The sequence below is a fragment of the Pseudomonas sp. ADAK18 genome (assembly GCF_012935695.1).
GTDB lineage: Bacteria > Pseudomonadota > Gammaproteobacteria > Pseudomonadales > Pseudomonadaceae > Aquipseudomonas.
The window spans coordinates 2,744,182-2,762,133 of the sequence record NZ_CP052859.1 but is presented as its reverse complement, the minus strand read 5'-3'; the positions used below and the strand labels follow the sequence as shown (position 1 = coordinate 2,762,133).

The 17,952-nt window shown below is 60.5% G+C and carries 15 protein-coding genes; 11 read left to right on the top strand and 4 right to left on the bottom strand.

From position 1 onward, the window contains the following. Positions 1 to 2 precede the first annotated feature (2 nt). The 3 genes from HKK55_RS12270 to HKK55_RS12260 all read left to right on the top strand — a co-directional run bounded on the left by HKK55_RS12270 (position 3) and on the right by HKK55_RS12260 (position 4,027). Entirely contained in the window at positions 3 to 1,037 is a 1,035-nt protein-coding gene (locus HKK55_RS12270; RefSeq protein WP_169354924.1) for an aldo/keto reductase, read from the top strand. Further along, positions 1,034 to 2,467 (top strand): NAD-dependent succinate-semialdehyde dehydrogenase, encoded by a 1,434-nt coding sequence (locus tag HKK55_RS12265; protein WP_169354923.1) that lies wholly within the window; start codon positions 1,034 to 1,036, stop codon positions 2,465 to 2,467. The genes HKK55_RS12270 and HKK55_RS12265 overlap by 4 nt, the downstream gene beginning before the upstream one ends. 186 nt (positions 2,468 to 2,653) lie before the next feature. Then, entirely contained in the window at positions 2,654 to 4,027 is a 1,374-nt protein-coding gene (locus tag HKK55_RS12260; protein ID WP_169354922.1) for an MFS transporter, read from the top strand. On the opposite strand, the gene HKK55_RS12255 is transcribed toward HKK55_RS12260, so the two are convergent. Both HKK55_RS12255 and HKK55_RS12250 read right to left on the bottom strand, forming a co-directional pair. Then, positions 3,974 to 4,849: a LysR substrate-binding domain-containing protein gene (locus HKK55_RS12255; RefSeq protein ID WP_169354921.1), complete on the bottom strand. Its 876-nt coding sequence runs from the start codon at positions 4,847 to 4,849 to the stop codon at positions 3,974 to 3,976. The two genes, HKK55_RS12260 and HKK55_RS12255, sit on opposite strands and share 54 nt — an antisense overlap. A 201-nt stretch (positions 4,850 to 5,050) precedes the next feature. Next, on the bottom strand, positions 5,051 to 6,229 hold the full coding sequence (locus HKK55_RS12250; protein ID WP_169354920.1) for a hypothetical protein: 1,179 nt from the start codon (positions 6,227 to 6,229) through the stop codon (positions 5,051 to 5,053). Positions 6,230 to 6,413: 184 nt separating this feature from the next. Here HKK55_RS12250 and HKK55_RS12245 point away from each other — a divergent pair, with 184 nt between their 5' ends. The 5 genes from HKK55_RS12245 to HKK55_RS12225 all read left to right on the top strand — a co-directional run bounded on the left by HKK55_RS12245 (position 6,414) and on the right by HKK55_RS12225 (position 13,180). Beyond that, positions 6,414 to 7,346 carry a LysR substrate-binding domain-containing protein gene (locus tag HKK55_RS12245; protein ID WP_169354919.1) on the top strand — a complete coding sequence of 311 codons (933 nt, stop codon included), beginning with the start codon at positions 6,414 to 6,416 and terminating at the stop codon, positions 7,344 to 7,346. A gap of 113 nt (positions 7,347 to 7,459) precedes the next feature. Further along, positions 7,460 to 8,884: an aldehyde dehydrogenase gene (gene aldA, locus HKK55_RS12240; protein ID WP_169354918.1), complete on the top strand. Its 1,425-nt coding sequence runs from the start codon at positions 7,460 to 7,462 to the stop codon at positions 8,882 to 8,884. Positions 8,885 to 8,970: 86 nt separating this feature from the next. Continuing rightward, positions 8,971 to 10,281 carry a nitrate/nitrite transporter gene (locus tag HKK55_RS12235; RefSeq protein WP_169354917.1) on the top strand — a complete coding sequence of 437 codons (1,311 nt, stop codon included), beginning with the start codon at positions 8,971 to 8,973 and terminating at the stop codon, positions 10,279 to 10,281. A 1-nt stretch (position 10,282) separates the two neighbouring features. Continuing rightward, on the top strand, positions 10,283 to 11,500 hold the full coding sequence (locus HKK55_RS12230; protein ID WP_169354916.1) for a mandelate racemase/muconate lactonizing enzyme family protein: 1,218 nt from the start codon (positions 10,283 to 10,285) through the stop codon (positions 11,498 to 11,500). A gap of 60 nt (positions 11,501 to 11,560) precedes the next feature. Next, complete coding sequence (locus tag HKK55_RS12225) at positions 11,561 to 13,180, top strand: GMC family oxidoreductase (RefSeq protein WP_169354915.1); 1,620 nt, start codon at positions 11,561 to 11,563, stop codon at positions 13,178 to 13,180. A gap of 46 nt (positions 13,181 to 13,226) precedes the next feature. Here the strand turns inward: HKK55_RS12225 and HKK55_RS12220 are convergent, their stop codons facing one another. Continuing rightward, on the bottom strand, positions 13,227 to 14,141 hold the full coding sequence (locus HKK55_RS12220) for a pyridoxal-phosphate dependent enzyme (RefSeq protein ID WP_169354914.1): 915 nt from the start codon (positions 14,139 to 14,141) through the stop codon (positions 13,227 to 13,229). Positions 14,142 to 14,177: 36 nt separating this feature from the next. Beyond that, the gene (locus HKK55_RS12215; protein ID WP_169354913.1) at positions 14,178 to 15,581 is read right to left on the bottom strand and encodes a sodium:solute symporter family protein; all 1,404 of its coding nucleotides are present in this window, start codon (positions 15,579 to 15,581) and stop codon (positions 14,178 to 14,180) included. A gap of 180 nt (positions 15,582 to 15,761) precedes the next feature. On the opposite strand from HKK55_RS12215, the gene HKK55_RS12210 reads away from it, so the two are divergent. From HKK55_RS12210 to HKK55_RS12200, 3 genes are all read left to right on the top strand, one after another. Beyond that, on the top strand, positions 15,762 to 16,382 hold the full coding sequence (locus HKK55_RS12210; protein WP_169354912.1) for an LpxA family transferase: 621 nt from the start codon (positions 15,762 to 15,764) through the stop codon (positions 16,380 to 16,382). Between the two features lie 96 nt (positions 16,383 to 16,478). Continuing rightward, the gene (locus tag HKK55_RS12205; protein WP_169354911.1) at positions 16,479 to 16,997 is read left to right on the top strand and encodes a sigma-70 family RNA polymerase sigma factor; all 519 of its coding nucleotides are present in this window, start codon (positions 16,479 to 16,481) and stop codon (positions 16,995 to 16,997) included. Beyond that, positions 16,994 to 17,938: a FecR domain-containing protein gene (locus HKK55_RS12200; RefSeq protein ID WP_237151344.1), complete on the top strand. Its 945-nt coding sequence runs from the start codon at positions 16,994 to 16,996 to the stop codon at positions 17,936 to 17,938. Before HKK55_RS12205 ends, HKK55_RS12200 begins: the two co-directional genes overlap by 4 nt. Positions 17,939 to 17,952: the final 14 nt, after the last annotated feature.

The window sequence follows — 17,952 nt, the reverse complement described above, 5'->3', positions numbered from 1 at the left end:
CCATGCAATACATTCGTTTGGGCAACTCCGGCCTGCAAGTCTCGCGCCTGTGCCTGGGCACCATGAACATGGGTACCCCGGACTGGAAACCGTGGATCTTCGATGAGAAGCAAAGTGAGCCGATCGTGGCCCACGCTTTGGACAATGGCGTCAACTTCATCGACCTGGCGGACTTCTACTCTGCTGGCGTCGGCGAGGAAGTGGTGGGGCGTATTCTCAAGCGGCTGGCCCGCCGCGAAGACATCGTGGTCACCACCAAGGTCGGCTACGGCACCCGCAGCGGCATCAACGCCAGCGGTCATTCGCGCAAGCACATCATGGACAGTATCGACGCCTCGTTGTCACGACTGGGCATGGATTACGTCGATGTGTTCATGCTGCATTACTTCGACGTGAACACCCCGGTGGAAGAAACCATGGGCGCCCTCAACGACATCGTGCGTTGCGGCAAGGCCCGCTATATCGGCGTGTCGACCATGCTCGCCGGGCAACTGGCGAAGGTCCTCATGGTTTGCGAGCGCAATGGCTGGGTCAAGCCGATCAACATGCAGCTGCAACTGAACTGCGCCTACCGCGAAGAAGAGCGCGAGATGATCCCGTTCTGCCGCGACCAAGGCCTGGGCGTCTCGGTGTTCAGCCCGCTGGCCCGAGGCTTGCTCACCGGTGATGTGCAGTCGAACCGCAACCAGACCGACTTCTTCACCCAGCAGATGTACAGCGACCAGGCGTCGTTCGATATCGCCCATTCGGTGCAGCGTGTTGCCCGTGCCCGTGGCGTGTCCAACGCGCAGGTCGCCCAGGCCTGGGTGGCCAATCACGCCGGTGTCGATTGCATGTTGGTGGGTGCCGACACCACCGAGCAATTCGACAGCGCTCTCGCGGCCCTCGACACCCGGCTGGATAGCGAAGAGCTGCATGAGCTGGAACGCAATTACACGCCATGCGATGTGATCAACGATTACACCGCCGGCAAGCGCATTTTGCGCAGCGCCCGTCCGGGCCTGGACCGCTTTAACCTGATTGAGGCCGTGGCATGAACCCGCTGATCCGCAAGGGCAACTTTATCGATGGTCAATGGTCGTCCGGTGGCCCGACGTACCCGGTACTCAATCCTGCCAACGCTGAGCTGATTGCCGAGGTGCAGCGTGCCGGTGCCGAAGAAACCAACCTGGCCATCGAGGCCGCCAACCGTGCCTTGCCGGCCTGGCGCAAACTCACGGCCAAGGAGCGCAGCCAGCGTCTGAAACGCTGGAGCGAGTTGATGCTGAGCAACCAGAAAGAGCTGGCCAACCTGCTCAGCCTGGAACAGGGCAAGCCGTTGGCCGAAGCCATGGGTGAGGTGGTGTATGCCGCCAGCTTCCTGGAATGGTTCGGCGAGGAAGCCAAGCGTGCCTACGGTGATGTGATTCCCAGCCACAAAGCGGATGCACGCATTATCGTCACCAAGGAAGCCATCGGCGTGGTCGCCGCCATCACGCCGTGGAACTTCCCGCTGGCCATGGTCACCCGCAAGGTCGGCCCGGCGCTGGCGGCGGGTTGCACGATGATTCTCAAACCTTCGGAAGAGACACCGTTGTCGGCGTTCGCCCTGGCGGTGCTGGCCGAGCAGGCGGGGATTCCCGCTGGTGTCTTCAACATCGTCTCGGGTGACGCCGTGGCCATCGGCGGTGCATTGCAGGCCTCCAGCGTGGTGCGCAAGCTGTCTTTCACCGGCTCGACTCGCACTGGGAAACTGCTGATGCGTCAGGCCGCCGACACGCTGAAAAAAGTCTCCCTGGAGCTGGGCGGCAACGCACCGTTCATTGTGTTCGACGACGCCGACCTGGACGCAGCCGTCAAAGGCGCCATGGCGTCGAAGTTTCGCAACACCGGGCAGACCTGCGTGTGCGTCAACCGCTTCTTTATCCAGGACAGCGTGTATGACGCCTTTACCGAAAAGCTCGCGGCAGCGGTGGCAGCCATGCGCGTCGGCAGAGCCCTGGAAGGCGAAACCGAACAAGGCCCGCTGATCAACGCCGCAGCCCTGGCCAAGGTCGAAGCCCATGTCGGCGATGCCTTGGAGAAGGGCGCCAAACTGTTGTGCGGTGGTCGTCGCCATGCCTTGGGCGGGACCTTCTTTGAACCGACCATCCTGACTGAAGCCAGCGGCGAGATGCTGATCGCCCAGGAAGAAACTTTCGGCCCGGTAGCCGCCTGTTTCCGCTTCAGTGATGAAGCCGAAGTGCTGCAGCGGGCCAATGACACGCCATTCGGTTTGTCGGCCTACTTCTACAGCCGCGACATCGGCCGCGTCTGGCGCATGGCCGAAGGCCTGGAAGCGGGAATGGTGGGGATCAACGAAGGGATCATCTCCACCGAAGTCGCACCGTTTGGCGGGATCAAGGAGTCGGGGTTGGGCCGTGAAGGTTCCAGGTACGGCCTGGACGATTATCTGGAGATCAAATACCTGCTGATGGGCGGCCTGTAAATACGGTCTTCCAAACGCAGCATATCCAATGTGGGAGCTGGCTTGCCTGCGATGAGGGCGTGCCAGTTGGCACATTCGGCGACTGACACACCGCTATCGCGGGCAAGTCGAATCGTCGCACCGCCGCTCCCACAGGGGTAGCGCGCCCGCTGTTACTCCGTCAAGAACAACAATATGGAGAACACCATGACCGCTCAAACGATCAAAATCGACGACCTGCCGATCGGTCGCTTCCACCTGAAAATCGCCGGCTTGACCTTCGGCGCGCACTTCACTGACGGCTATATCCTGGGGTTGATCGGGATTGCCTTCACCTTGCTCAGCCCGCAGATGCAACTGGACGCGTTCTGGCAAGGCCTGATCGGTGCTTCAGCGCTGATCGGACTGTTTTTGGGCAGCCTGTTTTTTGGCTGGATCTCCGACATCCTCGGTCGGCAGAAAATTTTCCTGGTCAGCTTTGTGCTGATCACAGCAGCGTCGGTGATGCAGTTTTATGCGGAAACGGCCATGGGGCTGTTCCTTTGTCGTGTACTGATCGGCATTGGCCTGGGAGGCGACTTCAGTGTCGGCCACGCGATGCTCGCCGAGTTTTCGCCGAAGAAGCATCGCGGTGTGTTGCTCGGCTCATTCAGCGTGATCTGGACCTTCGGTTATGTCGCCGCCACCTTTGTCGGCACCGCCATGCTCCACCTGGGTGATGACGCCTGGCGCTGGATGCTGGCGTCGTCGGCGATTCCCGCAGGCCTGATCTTGATTGCGCGCATCGGTACTCCAGAATCGCCACGCTGGCTGGTCAATCGTGGGCGCATCGCCGAGGCACGGGCCATCGTCAAAAAGCACCTGGGGGAAAACGTAGTGCTCGACGAAGAACCGTCGGCGCAAACCCGTTCAGGCTATGGCGTGTTGTTCAGCCGTGAATACCGCAAGCGCACGGCGTTCAACTGCCTGTTCTTTGTGTGCATCGTCATGCCGTACTTCGCTATCTACACCTTCTTGCCCTCGATTCTGCAGAAGATGGGCCTGGCGGAAGGCTTTGGCACCGAGCTGATGCTTAACCTGCTGCTGATCGTCGGCGCATTGATCGGCATCTGGTGCACCGTGAAGTTCTCGCGGCGCGGGTTCCTGATCAACTCGTTCATCGTCCTCGCGGCGGCGCTGTTTCTGCTGGCAGTTTTGCCGGGCAGCATGGCGTGGCTGATGGTGTTGGTGTTCGGGGTGTTCACCCTGGTGTTGTCAGCGGTCAGCAACCTGGTGGGGGTGTTCCCGGCGGAGAGCTTCCCTACCGAAGTACGGGCCAGTGGTATCGGCCTGGCGACGGCGGTCAGCCGGCTGGGTTCGGCGGTCAGCACCTTTCTGTTGCCGGTGAGTGTGGCCGGGATTGGCTTGAGCCCGACCATGGGCATTCTGGCGGCGATCCTGGTGTTGGGGGCGATCATTTCCTGGGCCTGGGCGCCGGAGACCAAGGCACTGACGTTGAGCCAGGCGTGCAAGGCTAATGCTACTGCCTCAGGGATTGCTCACCCGATTCAACCATTGCGTAAACAACCGCACCTTGGATAACCCCTGCTTGTCACCTGCGACATCCAGCCAGTAGCCGTAAGGGCCGATCACCTCCACCGGGGTGATCGGCAACAGGCTGCCATTGGCCAGTTCGCGCTCGATCATCTGCCGGTCGATCACCGCCAGGCCACCGCCGGCCAACGCGGTGTGGATCACCTGATCCAGGGTGCTGAATTCCAGGCCCTGGTCCGCATCGATATCCTCGCGGCCGGTAGCGGCCAGCCAGTTCTCCCAGACCTTCAAACGCTTGCCATCGTGCAGGATATGCAGCAAGGGAAACTGCCGCAGGTTGGGCGGTTGATCACCGCTGAACAACTCCGGGCTGGCCACGGCGATGTGCCGCTCCATCACCAGCAGTTGGCTCGCGCAGTGACTGGCGGCGGTCAGGCCGAATCGAATCTGGCAGTCGATCTCCGCCAGGCTGTCGTGGCTGTTTTGTTGAGTCACGCTGAGGCGGATGTCCGGGTAGCGCAGGCAGAACTCACGCAAGTGCGCCGACAGCCAGCGTGTGGCCCAGGTCGGCGGCGCGAGGATGCGCAGGCGTTGGCGCAGGTTAGGCACGCGAACCGATTGCAAGGCGCGCTCGATATGGTCAAAGGCTTGCCCCAGGTGGGGCGACAGAGCGGCGCCGGATTCGGTCAGTTCCAGGCCCCTGGAAGTGCGTATGAACAGGGCGACTCCGAGGTAGTCTTCCAGTTGTTTGATCTGGCGGCTGACGGCACCTTGGGTGACGTTCAGGCCGAAGGCGGCTTGGCTGAAACTGCGGTGGTGGGCGACTTCTTCGAAGACGCGGAGCATGTTGAGGGAGGGCAGTTGGCGCATGAAAGGGGGGCTCCATACTTGTTATTTTTGTAGTGTCTGGCCCGTCTCCATGTAGCCGCTGTCGAGGCACGAGGCTGCGATGCGGTCCGCAGGATCGCCCCAGGGGCGGCTGCGCCACCCATCGCAGCCTCGTGCCTCGACAGCGGCTACAGAACGCCAGGTTTTCGAAGTTGCAATGGGGTCAGTTGAAAAATACGACGTTTAGAAGTAATACCCAACGTTCATATACAACTGATTCTCCCACTGATCACTCCCCCCAGCCCCCAAGCTCTGGGCGTAACTGCTGCCACCAATATATGGATCGTTCTTGCCAATCAGCCATTCCGTGGCAATCCACAGTTTGCTGAAGGAAAACGATGTCCCGAGGATCAGCCGCTGCGATGTCTTGAAGTCATCGGCAGATTTGTCGAAGGCGCTGTAGTTGGTGTACAGCTTCACGCCACTGATCTGATCGAACAGGTACTTGCCAGCGACGTCGTAGCTCAAGTCCGCCACGTACAGATTGCCGCGACTGGCCACGTTGTAGGTGCCGTCATAGCCGCCCAGTGTCACCACTTGCGAGGTGCCAGGGTTACGCGGTGACATCTGCTGGCGTGCCGCCTGCAATTGCACACCCCACGGGCCGTTCTTGCCGGCGTAGTGCACGGCGATTGCGTTACGGCGGCCATTTTCGTCGGTGTCCTTGTTCTCCAGGGTAGACGTCAGGCCCGAAATGCCCACTTCGGACTTCCACGTCCCCAGCTCCAAGGCCTTGGCCACCCGCAGCACCACGGTGTTGCGCTCCTGGTTATGGCTACCGTCGACCACCGAGCTGTCGGCCTCGGACACCACGCTGGAATAGGTCACGCCATGGCTGGTGCCTTGGCCTTGCCACGCCGGGCGCAGGTAATAGCCGCCCTGGATATTCCAATCACCGATTTGCTGGATGTACTTGGCGCCGATTTGTTGCACGTCTTCCAGGCCAATGACGTTGCCCAGGGTTTCGTAGAAGGTACTGCCGAAGAGCGGTTGCAAACCGAACGGTACCTGGTTCAGGCCCATCTGGACTTGCTGGTTTGGGTTGAACTTGTAGCCGACCCACGCTTGCTGGGCGAAGCGGATATCACCGTAGTTCTTGGTGTACTGATAGGGATAGGAGCGCCCATAGAAGCGGTACTGGGCGGCGCCGATCCAGGTGTCGGAGGTGTACTTGGCGTTGAGGAATACGGTGTCGAGGCCGAACTTCTGAATATCGCGGTCCGGGTCAACGTCCCAACGGGCACGAATGGCACCGCCCAGATCGAGGTTGTCGGTCACCTGGATGGCCATGGCCGGTGCCGCCAAGGTGCACAGCAGAGCGGCGCAGGAAGTTTTCAGGCGCAGGGAAGCAGGGAAGGGCATGGGGCAACTCTCGTTTATTTTTATTAGAGATGCCGGCAGTCTTGTCATCTGGCGCAGGATCGACAAACGATAAAAACTGCGCCTGAACCTTCATCAAATGCATGTTACTGCACAATGCTTGTAGGACAATCCCAGGCGTTCATGGGATGCTTGATACCTTGTCAGCCGCTTTCGAGTGTTTTTCATGAAACGCAAAATGCCCGGTCTCAACGCCCTCAAAGCTTTCGAAGTGGCGGGCAGTACCGGTAGCTTCACCCGTGCTGCTGAGTTGCTGAACGTGACGCAGAGTGCGGTCAGCCGCCAGGTTCGTCAGTTGGAAGAGCAACTGGGCGAGCACCTGTTGGAGCGGCGTCATCATCACCTTGAGCTGACCAGCGCTGGCCGTGTGCTGTTGCGGGCGTTACATCAGTCGTTCGACAAGATCGAATTGACGGTGCGCAGCATCCAGCAGAAAACCCATTCCAACCGCCTGCACATCAACGCGCCGCCAACCTTCACCAGCCGTTGGCTGATGCCGCGCCTGGGGCGTTTGCGCGAGCAGCACCCGGAGTTGGAGCTGAGCATCACTACACGCTTGCAAGACAGCCTGGCGCAGACCAGTACCCTCGATTGCGCGATTCGTTTTGGCGATGGCGAATGGGATGGACTGGACAGCTCGCTACTGACCCAGGAGCGCCATATCGCCGTGTGTGCGCCCACCCTGTATGCCCGGGAGTGGGGCGACGAGCAGGGCATTGATCTGAATCGCATGACCCTGCTGCATGTATTGGCCAAGGAAGACCAGCGCTATTTGACCTGGAAACATTGGCTGGATGCCGCCCGTATTACTGGCGTCGATACCCAGGGCGGTTATGAGTTCGACCTGCTGGACCTGGCCATCCGGGCGGCCATCGACGGGTTGGGCATCACCATTGCCGACTGGCACATGGTCGCCTCGGAACTGGCCAGCGGGCAATTGACCCAGGTGCTCAATGTGCATGTGGAAGGACACCAGTCCTACTGGCTGGTGACGCGCCCGGAACACACCGAGATGCCGCAGTTGCAGGTGTTCAGCCAGTGGTTGCAAGAAGAAATCTGGTTGGCGCAGCGGCAGTTGGAGCCGTCTACCGCCGCTTGAAGGACTAACCTGCGTTTTTCGAATGTTTGCCCGCTCAATAAATCGTTTGTTCAACCGTGGCCCGATGACAAGACTGCTGGCCACTCGGATAAAAACAACGATGGGCGAAACACATGCAAATCGAGCGCAATTTTTTCAACGGTCACTTTGTCGAACCTGCCAGCAGCGCGTTGATCGCGGTCTACAACCCGGCCACTGAAGCGCTGATCGGCCAGGTTTCGGCCGCCACTGCGCACGAGGCAACCGCCGCCGTTGACGCTGCCGCCGTCGCTCAGAAAACCTGGGGCAAACTCACCAGCATCCAGCGTGCCGAGCACCTGCGAGCCTTGGCCGTAGCCCTTGAAACCGACGCCGAAACCATCGGCGCGGCCCTGGCCAGCGAATCTGGCAAAAGCCTTGATGAGGCCAGCAACGAAGCCCGTTATGCGGCGCAGATCACCCGCTATCACGCCGAATGGGCGCGGCGCATCGAAGGCGAAATCATCCCCAGCGATACCCCGGACGAGAACCTGTTCCTGCAGCGCGAACCGATTGGTGTGGTGGCCTGCCTGATCCCGTTCAACTACCCGGTCTACACCCTGCTGCGCAAGATCGCCCCGGCACTGATTGCCGGCAACACGGTGGTGGTGCGTCCCAGCAACAACACGCCGCTGTCGGCCTTTGCCATCGCCCGGGCAGTGGTGAAAGCCGGGATCCCGGCCGGGGTGATCAATATCCTGACCATGGACCACGACACCGCCGCCAGCGTCTGCACCCACAAGGCAGTGGGCCTGATCACCCTGACCGGCAGCGTCAATGCTGGGCGGATCGTGCTTGATTATTGCAAGGTCAATATCGCCAAACCATCCCTGGAGTTAGGCGGCAAGACCCCGGCGATCATCGAAGCCGACGCCGACCTGGAAAAGGCCGCCAGCGATATCATCGCCTCTAAGACGACCCACTGTGGTCAGGTGTGCACATCCGTTGAGCGGGTGTATGTGCAGGAAAGCGTGCATGACCGGTTCCTGGCCCTGCTCAAGGCCAAGATCAGCGCCGTGAGCATCGGTGACCGCGCGATAGACGCAGGTCTGATGGGACCACTGGTCAACGCCAGCTCCCGACAGAACATCCATGCCATGGTCCAGCGCGCCATCGCTGACGGTGCTGTATTGGAAACCGGCGGCGTACTGCCCGAGGGCAAAGGCCATTTCTATCCGCCAACCCTGCTCAGCGGTTGCCGCCAGGACATGGAAATCATCCAGGAAGAAATCTTCGGCCCGGTGCTGCCGGTGCTCAAGTACCGCGACATCGACGAAGCCCTGGCCCTGGCCAACGACCACCAGTTCGGCCTGTCGTCGGTGCTCTACACCGAGAACTACCGCACGGCGATGAAAGTCGCCAATGCCATTGAGGCCGGCGAGTTGTACGTCAACCGCACCCCGGCGGACCCGTACCAGGGTTATCACGCCGGCTGGAAGCGTTCGGGCCTGGGCGGCGACGACGGCAAGCACGGCATGCTCGAGTTCACCCAGACCCGACTGGTGGTCATGAAGTACTGATCCACCGCCTGAAAAAAGCCTCACGCTGCACCCCATAAAAACAATTATCAGGGCACCCGTTCAGCGGGCTGCCCGAGGTCAACACTATGTCCAAGCCTGCGCCTGCTGTTCAGGGTTTCGACGCCGCGCCTGCGGCCAACAGCGACAAAGCCAGTCGCTACTTTCAGTTGATGTTGCTGGTGCTGGCCGCCGGGGCGATCTACCCGATCCTCTACCTGCGCCAGGTCTACCAGACCACCATGCTCGACGTGTTCCAGATCAACCACAGTGAATTGGGTTACCTGTACTCGATGCTGGGCACGATCTTTCTGTTGAGTTACCTGCCCAGCGGCTGGCTGGCGGACCGGCTGCCACCCCGTTTCCTGATCTTTTTCTCCCTGGTGGCTACCGGCGCGTTGGGCCTGTGGTATTCCACCGTTCCGTCGATGACCGGCCTGATGATTATCTTCGGATGTTGGGGCCTGACCACCGGCCTGACCTTCTGGGCCTCGGTGCTCAAGCGGGTGAAAATGATTGCCCACCATAGTGAGCAAGGGCGCTTTTTCGGCATCCTCGACGGCGGTCGTGGCTTGGTGGAAGCCTTGCTGGCAACCGTCGCGCTGGGGTTGTTCGCTTACGCCACCGAGACGCGTAGCCAGACGGCAGCTGAAGGCTTCAAGCACGTGGTGTACCTGTACTCGTTCGTCTGTATCGCCATCGGTTGTGTGCTGGTGCTGCTCAAGGACCCCAAGTCCATGGCGCAAACCGCAGCGGTGGAGAAGGGCAAGTTCAACCTGCTGACTGACCTGGCCACCCTGGTAAAAATCCCCGAGCTGTGGCTGGTGACCGCCATCGTGTTCTGCGGTTATCACATGTTCTGGGCCACCTACAGCTTCTCCGATTACCTGCAAGGCAGCGGCATGACCGCCGTGATGGCCGGCACCATCACCACCATCAAGCTGTGGATGCGTCCCATCGGTGGGATTGGCGGCGGATGGCTGGGGGACAAGTTTTCCAATATCTCGGTACTGATCGTCGCGCTGATTCTGGTGACCCTGGCGATGGCGGGTCTGATTGTGTTCCCGGCCGCAGGCAGCCTGGGTCTGTTGATCGGTACGGTGATCTTTATCGGCCTGATGACTTACGCCATTCGCGGCCTGTACTGGGCGATCCTTGACAGCTGCAACATCCCACTGCGCATCACCGGCCTGGCTATCGGCATCGTCTCAGTGGTGGGTTACCTGCCGGATACGTTTATCCCGCTGATCAACGGTTACCTCACGGACAAGTACCCAGGTCAGGTCGGCTACAACCTGTATTTCGGCTACATCGCTTTTGTCGGCGTGCTCGGGACCCTGGCGGCCCTTACATTGCGCGCCCGAATCAATCGTAAAAAAATCAACCAGACAGGTGCCTGAGATGAAAATCGTCGCCCTTGAAACCCATATTGTCGCCGTACCGCCACCGCACATCGGCGGCATGTACTGGCTGTTCGTCAAGCTCAAGACCGATTGCGGCATTGAAGGCGTCGGCGAGATCTACGCTGCCACCTTTGGCCCCAAGGCGATGTTGCCGATCATCGAGGACGTGTTTGAGCGCTACCTGCTTAATCATGACCCGCACCATATTGAGCGTTTCTTCCGCCAGGCCTATTCCAGTGGGTTCACCCAGCGTCCGGACCTGACGATGATGGGCGTGGTCAGCGGCCTGGAAATGGCCTGCTGGGACATCATCGGCAAGGCCGCCAACAAGCCGGTGTATGAGCTGCTCGGCGGCAAGGTCAACGAGCGCCTGCGTTCCTACACCTACCTGTACCCGGTCAACAGCAAGGGCGAGTACGACTACGACGACCCGGACTTGGCCGCCGAATGTGCCATCGAGAACATGAACAAAGGCTTCACTGCCGTGAAGTTCGACCCGGCCGGCCCCTACACCGCGTACTCCGGCCACCAGATTTCCCTCGAAGTGCTGGAGCGTTGCGAAACCTTCTGCCGCAAGATCCGCGAAGCGGTAGGGGATAAGTGCGACCTGCTGTTCGGCACCCACGGGCAGATGGTGCCATCGTCGGCGATTCGCCTGGCCAAGCGCCTGGAGAAATACGACCCGCTGTGGTTCGAAGAACCGGTGCCACCGGGCCAGGAAGAGGCCATGGCCCAGGTCGCGGCCAAGACCAGCATTCCGATTGCCACGGGCGAACGCCTGACCACCAAGTACGAATTCTTCAAGTTGCTGCAAGCGGGCGGTGCGTCGATTTTGCAGATGAACGTCGCCCGCTGCGGCGGCCTGCTGGAGGCGAAAAAAATCGCCAGCATGGCCGAGGCCTACTACGCGCAAATCGCGCCGCATCTGTACAACGGCCCAATTGGTGCCGCAGCGAGTTTCCAGTTGGCCACTTGCACGCCGAACTTCCTGATCCAGGAAAGCATCATGACCTGGGGCGGCTTCCATGCCCAAGTGCTGACCAAGCCGTTGCAATGGGAGGACGGCTACATCATCCCGTCCACCGAGCCGGGGCTGGGCGTTGAGTTGAACATGGACGTGGTGCGCCGGCATTCCCCTTACACCGGCGAACGCCTGCACCTGCAAATGGCGCCGACTCCGGCAGACGTCAAAGACACGTCGCCCGCCAAGGGCTGATGAGCTGTCCCGCTCTCCAACGGGCGGGTTCTGTAAAAACGACTTACGCGGTAACTGTGCATGACTTACGACTACATCATCGCCGGCGCTGGCGCCGCAGGTTGCATCCTCGCCAACCGCTTGTCCGCGAGTGGGCAATATTCGGTGTTGCTGCTGGAGGCCGGCGGCAAGGACAGCTCCTGGTGGTTCAAGATCCCGGTCGGCTTCGCCAAGATGTATTACAACCCGACCTTCAACTGGATGTATTACAGCCAGCCGCAAAAACAACTGGCCGACCGCGCCATCTATGCCCCGCGCGGCAAGGTGCAGGGTGGCTCAGGCTCGATCAACGCGATGATCTACGTGCGCGGCCAGGCCCATGACTTCAACGACTGGGCCGCCAATGGCAACGACGGCTGGGGCTTTGACGATGTGCTGCCGTACTTTCGCAAACTGGAGAGTCACCCGCTGGGTGACACCCAGTACCACGGCGGCAGTGGCCCCATCAGCATCACGCCCATGAAGGGCCAGACCCACGCCATTTGCGATGTGTTTCTCAAAGGCTGCGAGCAATTGGGTTATGCCCATAGCGACGACTTCAACGGGCCGAACTTTGAAGGTGCCGGCATCTATGACGTCAACACCCGTAACGGCGAGCGTTGCTCCAGCAGTTTTGCCCATCTGCATCCAGCCTTGAGTCGGCCGAACCTGACCCTGGAGCACTACGCGCTGGTGGACCGGGTGCTGTTCGACGACCAGCAACGCGCCACCGGCATTGCGGTTACTCAGCACGGTGTGGTGCGTACCTTCAGCGCGCGCAAGGAAGTGATCCTGTGTGCCGGCGCCGTGGATACGCCGAAGATCCTGCAACTGTCAGGTGTTGCCGATCAGCAACTGCTGGCTGAACACGATATCCCGCTGGTCAAACACCTGCCGGCGGTGGGGCAGAACCTGCAGGATCACCTGTGTGCCAGTTACTACTACAAGGCCAATATCCCGACCCTGAACGACGAACTCAGTTCGTTGTTCGGCCAGTTGAAGCTGGGCCTCAAGTACCTGCTGACCCGCAAGGGGGCGTTGGCCATGAGCGTCAACCAGGCGGGCGGGTTCTTTCGCGGGAACGAAGAACAGGCGCATCCCAACCTGCAGTTGTACTTCAACCCGTTGTCGTACCAGATTCCGAAAAGCAACAAGGCCAGCCTCAAGCCCGAGCCGTATTCAGGCTTCCTGCTGTGCTTCAACCCATGCCGGCCTACCAGCCGTGGGAGCATTCGCATCGCCTCGAAAAATCCACGGGATGCAGCGTTGATCGACCCCAATTACCTGACCACTCAAAAGGACATCGATGAGGTTGTCCAGGGCAGCCGGCTGATGCGCAAGATCATGCAGGCCCCGGCACTCAAGGGCATTACCGTGGATGAAGTCTTGCCGGGGGCGGCGGTGGAAAGCGACGAGCAGATGCTGCAGTACTTCCGTGAGAACAGCGGTTCGATCTACCACCTGTGCGGGTCTTGCGCCATGGGCTCGGACCCGCAGGTGTCGGTGGTGGACAAACGCTTGAAGGTGCATGGGATGCAGGGGCTGCGGATTGTCGATGCGTCGATTTTCCCGAATGTGACCTCAGGGAATACCCATGCAGCGGTGCTGATGGTGGCGGAGAAGGGCGCGGATCTTATTTTGCAGGATGCTGGCGAGCGCTAAACCTGTGGCGAGGGGACAAGCCCCCTCGCCACAGGGGCCAAGTGTGTCAGTCGTTTTGTTGCCACTGCGCGACCGTTTCTGCACTGATACTCACCCCACCACACACAATCACCACCACATCCTCAACCCCGGCAATCGCCGGGTGATCCAGATACGCCACCGCCAACGACACTCCACATGCCGGCTCCACCAATTGGCGCAAATCATCGGCGTAACGCGCAACGCCCATCATCGCCTCGGCATCACTGAGCACCACGCACTGATGGGCAAATTTGACGATATGCTCTACCGGCCATGCCGCAACCTGGGTCGCTGCCAGGGACTTGGCAACCGTATCAATCTTCGCCAACCGCACCGGCCGCCCAGCCTCCACAGCGGCAGCAAACGACGCCGCGCCTGCCGTTTCACACGCGATCACCTTGCAGTCATAACGCCCATGACGTTCAAGCCCCGTCAGCACACCCGCGAGCAGTCCACCACCGCCCACGGAGGTGACGATGGCGCCGACGTGAGGGCAGTCCTCCAGAACCTCGTCGATCATGCGGCTATGGCCTTCCCACAGCAGCGGATGATCGAAGGCCGGTACATACAGGGCATCCGGAGTTTCAGCCAATTTCAAGGCAAGCTGATTGGACTCATCCCAAAGGTCACCGTGCACGATCACTTCGGCACCGGCGCGTTGAATACGGGCCCGGGTCGCTTCAGGTGTGGTGGTCGGCACCACGATCCGCGCCTGCAAGCCCAGGCCACGTGCCGCAAAGGCCGTCGCCAGTCCGGCATTGCCACCGGAAGGGCAGACCACCGTGGTCTTGCCCTGGCTCGCCGCATAGGCACACAGAGTGTTCATCCCGCGCAGCTTGAACGAACCACAGGGTTGCAGGTTTTCCAGTTTGAGCCAGATCCGCCGGCCTGGGGTGGAGAGGCCAGGGTGCAGAATCAATGGGGTGCGAATCGGCAGCATTGGGCAATTTCCTTATTGGTAGAGCGCTATCGTACATCAGCTCGTGGCTTGCACCAGTGGCTCGGCCGGCGTCTTGCGTCGTGTCACATGGCTGATGCCCATGATGATCAGCGGCGTGAACAGTGCGATGTAGGCGTTATCAATGCCCCACGGATTACCGGCGAGGAACCAGCCCACCGTCGCCACCAGGGAGGCGACGATGCTGAGGAACGCGCCCGTTGCGGTGCCGAATTTCGGCGCATAAAACACCATCAATACCAATACGGCGAGGGAGGCGCGTAGGGCCTTGCCGAGGAAGGCGATCATCAGCACCTTGTCCGAGGTCAGCGCCAAGGCAATCGGTAACAGACCGACAGCAATGGTTGCCAGGCGCACGAAGCGCAGGGATTTGGCATCGCTTTTTTCCGGGTTGAACCAGGGCTCGTAGAAGTCCCGCAACAGCAACGTGGCGGAGCCCATGCTCACCGCCGAGATGGTGCCGAAGAGCGAGCCGGCCAGCCCTGCGACCACAAGCCCAGCGGTCAGTTGGTCCATGCTGGCGATCAGCGTAGGGAAGGCTTGCAGCGAGTCGACGTTGGGAAACAGCACGGCGCTGCACATGCCGATCAACGCGGCACCGATGCCGAACGGCACCATCAGGATCGCCACATAAAAACAGGCTCGCTGAGCCTTGCCTGCATGACTGACGGTGTTCACCGCCTGGATCACGTACTGGGTAGAGAAGATCGAGCCGATGCCGGCAATCATCCAGGCGATGATCTGGCCCCAACCGATGGCGGTCCAGTCGAACATTCTGTCAGGCAACTGCGCTTGCAACTGGCCGATGCCACCCACTTGTTTGAGGCCGAACCACAGGGCCAGTCCCACGCCCAGGTACTTCAAGGCGGCATGGACGAAGTTGGTGTAGATCACCGAGCGCATGCCGCCAATGCTCACGTACAGCACCGAGACCACGCCGACAATGACAATCGCCAGGGTCCGGTCTACTTGCATCACGCTGGCCAATACCGCGCCGCCACTGGCATAGATAGATACCGCGACGATCTCCAGGGCAAAGATGGTGATGATCGAGGTCGCGAAGCGGGTGCGTTGGCCGTAGTTACGTGCGAGCACGCCAGAGATGGTGTTGTCTCCCAACTCTTTGTATTTGCGCGCCAGCAACCAGGCGAAGAGCACAAAACCCAGGGCCAGGGCGAACAGGTTCCAGGCGGCCGAGATACCTACCTTGAAACCGGTCTGGGCGGTGCCGATGCTCACGGCGGTACCGATGAATTCGGAGAGCATCAGAAAGCCAATCAGAAACGCCGGGAAATGTCCGCCGCCGGTGGTGTAGTTGGTGGCGCTGCGCGAATGGCGGCGTACGCCATAACTGATCAGCGCCAGGCTGAGCATGTACAGGCCGGTAATGGACAGGACGATCCAGGAGGAGTGGGTGGGCATCTTGATACTCTTTAAGTATTTTTATAGTTGGCGCTAGTTTCCTCCCTAGGTTTTGCTCTCGTCTAATATCGAACGAGTATGGTTTGATGCTTATTAGGTATTGATCAAGCGCGGCAGGTACCCTTTCAATAATCCACATGCTAGCGTTCCGGGCTTCTCTGATCCGTAGAGGGCTCGACCTTGATTCGACTCACTGATTACATCCCGCATATTGCCGATTCGGCGCTGGCGCCCTGGGCCGACCTGGCTCCGTGGGACCTGATAACCCAGGCGCCCGCCATTGTCCGGCAACTGTTGGCCGGGCTGCCCGCTGCCGACTACGACATCCAGGACGATATCGCCGTCCATCGCTCAGCCACAGTGGAGACCGGCGCCGTACTCAAGGGCCCGCTGATCATTGGTGCTCACTGTTTTATTGCCGCCGGTGCGTATCTGCGGGGCGGTTGCTGGGTGGATGAAGGTTGCATCTTCGGGCCCGGTGCCGAGTTGAAAACCTCGTTTGTGTTCAAGGGCAGCAAACTGGCGCATTTCAACTTTGTCGGGGATTCGGTGCTGGGTGTTGGGGTCAATCTGGAGGCCGGCAGTATCGTCGCCAACTACCGCAACGAACGGGTGGACAAGGAGGTGCTGGTGCGCATCGACGGTCTTCTGCAGCGCACCGGGTGCGACAAGTTTGGCGCGCTATTGGGGGATCAGTGCCGGGTCGGTGCCAATGGGGTATTGGCGCCGGGCGCGGTGCTCAAACCGGGCAGTGCGGTGGGGCGTGGGCAAGTGTTTGATGGTGAAGTACAGGGCGACTGACGGGCAGGGCATTGAAAAGAACATGGTGTGCCGGCGGGATATTAAATAGAATGAATCTCATTTGAGATTAACTCGCGCCGCGCAGGTCTGTTTGCCATGAATGATGCTGTAATGCCGACGCACCTCCCTGAGTCCAGTCTCCATACCTTGTACCGTGATCATCGCAGCTGGCTCGAAAGCTGGCTGCGGCGGCGGTTGGGCAATGCCTGGGATGCGGCCGACCTGAGTCAGGATACTTTTCTGCGGGTACTCGCCAGCGCCCAGCCGATCGCGCAATTACAGGAACCACGAGCCTACCTGGTGACGGTTGGCAAGCGTCTGCTGGTCAATTTTCATCAACGGCGCAGCCTGGAGCAGGCTTATCTGAATGCCTTGGCACGCTTGCCTGAGGACTGTGTGCCGTCCCCCGAGCAGCGTTGGTTGCTGTTGGAAACCCTGCAGGCCCTGGATGAGTTGCTCGATGGACTGGCGCCGATGGTCAGGCGGGCGTTTCTCTGGAGCCAACTGGAAGGCCTGGCTTATCGGGAGATTGCCGAGCGGCTCAAGGTGTCCGAGCGTACGGTAAAACGCTACATGGCCCACGCGTATGAGCATTGCTTGCTGGTGGAGCTGTGACAGAGCCTTCTACGCAAGTGCGTGAGGTCGCTCGCGCAGCCGCGCAGTGGTTAGCGTTGCTTGAATCGGGCAGTGCCACCGAGCGCGATCATGCCGGTTTGCAGCGATGGCGGGACGGCCATTCCAGTCACGAACAGGCGTGGCAAAAGGCGCAATTACTGCGCCAACGCTTTGCCGAATTGCCCCAGGCCTTAGCCATGGCCAGCCTGGACCGCCCGCAACCGGGACGACGTGCCGTGCTCAAGCGCGCCCTGGGTGTGGTGGCCGTGGTGCCGGCGGCGTGGTTGCTCAGTCGGCAATTGCCGATCGATGTTTGGCGCGCCGACCTGCACACCGCCACGGGTGAGCGTAAACGTGTGCAACTGGCAGAGGGCAGTCGCCTGCAGCTCAATACGGCCAGTGCAGTGGATGTTGATTGGGCGCAACGACGGCTGACGCTGGTGGAAGGTGAGCTGGCGTTGAAGGTGCCGGGTGACGCGGCGTTGAGGGTGCAGACGCGTTATGGGCAAGTCAGTGTTGGTGAAGCGGATGTCTGTGTGCGCCAACTGTCCTCCGGGTGCCGGGTGTCGGTCTACAAAGGTACGGTGCAGGTGCGCGATTTACGTGGGCAGGACTCGATCGTGCAAGCCGGGCAACAAGTGCACCTGCTGACCACGGGCCTAGGGGTGATGACGCGGTTCGACACGCAGACACTGGGCTGGCAGGACGGTGTCCTGACGGCGCAGGACCAGCCATTGGGGGACTTCCTGCGTGAGCTTGAGCGTTATCGCCCGGGTGTATTGCGCTGGGATCCGGCCCTTGAGCCGTTGCGGGTGACCGGCAGTTTTCGCCTGGAAGACACGGATCGCATTCTTGCCTTGCTGGCTTCGACCCTGCCGTTGCAAGTGCAATCGCGTACGCGCTATTGGGTGACGTTGATGCCGAGTAAAAAACGTGCCTGAGGGCTGTCCCTTTT

Bases quoted from the DNA above. Each gene is read 5' to 3' on its own strand.
- HKK55_RS12270 (WP_169354924.1), top strand. From the start codon at position 3: ATGCAATACATTCGTTTGGGCAACTCCGGCCTGCAAGTCTCGCGCCTG.
- HKK55_RS12265 (WP_169354923.1), top strand. From the start codon at position 1,034: ATGAACCCGCTGATCCGCAAGGGCAACTTTATCGATGGTCAATGGTCG.
- HKK55_RS12260 (WP_169354922.1), top strand. From the start codon at position 2,654: ATGACCGCTCAAACGATCAAAATCGACGACCTGCCGATCGGTCGCTTC.
- HKK55_RS12255 (WP_169354921.1), bottom strand. From the start codon at position 4,849: ATGCGCCAACTGCCCTCCCTCAACATGCTCCGCGTCTTCGAAGAAGTC.
- HKK55_RS12250 (WP_169354920.1), bottom strand. From the start codon at position 6,229: ATGCCCTTCCCTGCTTCCCTGCGCCTGAAAACTTCCTGCGCCGCTCTG.
- HKK55_RS12245 (WP_169354919.1), top strand. From the start codon at position 6,414: ATGAAACGCAAAATGCCCGGTCTCAACGCCCTCAAAGCTTTCGAAGTG.
- aldA (WP_169354918.1), top strand. From the start codon at position 7,460: ATGCAAATCGAGCGCAATTTTTTCAACGGTCACTTTGTCGAACCTGCC.
- HKK55_RS12235 (WP_169354917.1), top strand. From the start codon at position 8,971: ATGTCCAAGCCTGCGCCTGCTGTTCAGGGTTTCGACGCCGCGCCTGCG.
- HKK55_RS12230 (WP_169354916.1), top strand. From the start codon at position 10,283: ATGAAAATCGTCGCCCTTGAAACCCATATTGTCGCCGTACCGCCACCG.
- HKK55_RS12225 (WP_169354915.1), top strand. From the start codon at position 11,561: ATGACTTACGACTACATCATCGCCGGCGCTGGCGCCGCAGGTTGCATC.
- HKK55_RS12220 (WP_169354914.1), bottom strand. From the start codon at position 14,141: ATGCTGCCGATTCGCACCCCATTGATTCTGCACCCTGGCCTCTCCACC.
- HKK55_RS12215 (WP_169354913.1), bottom strand. From the start codon at position 15,581: ATGCCCACCCACTCCTCCTGGATCGTCCTGTCCATTACCGGCCTGTAC.
- HKK55_RS12205 (WP_169354911.1), top strand. From the start codon at position 16,479: ATGAATGATGCTGTAATGCCGACGCACCTCCCTGAGTCCAGTCTCCAT.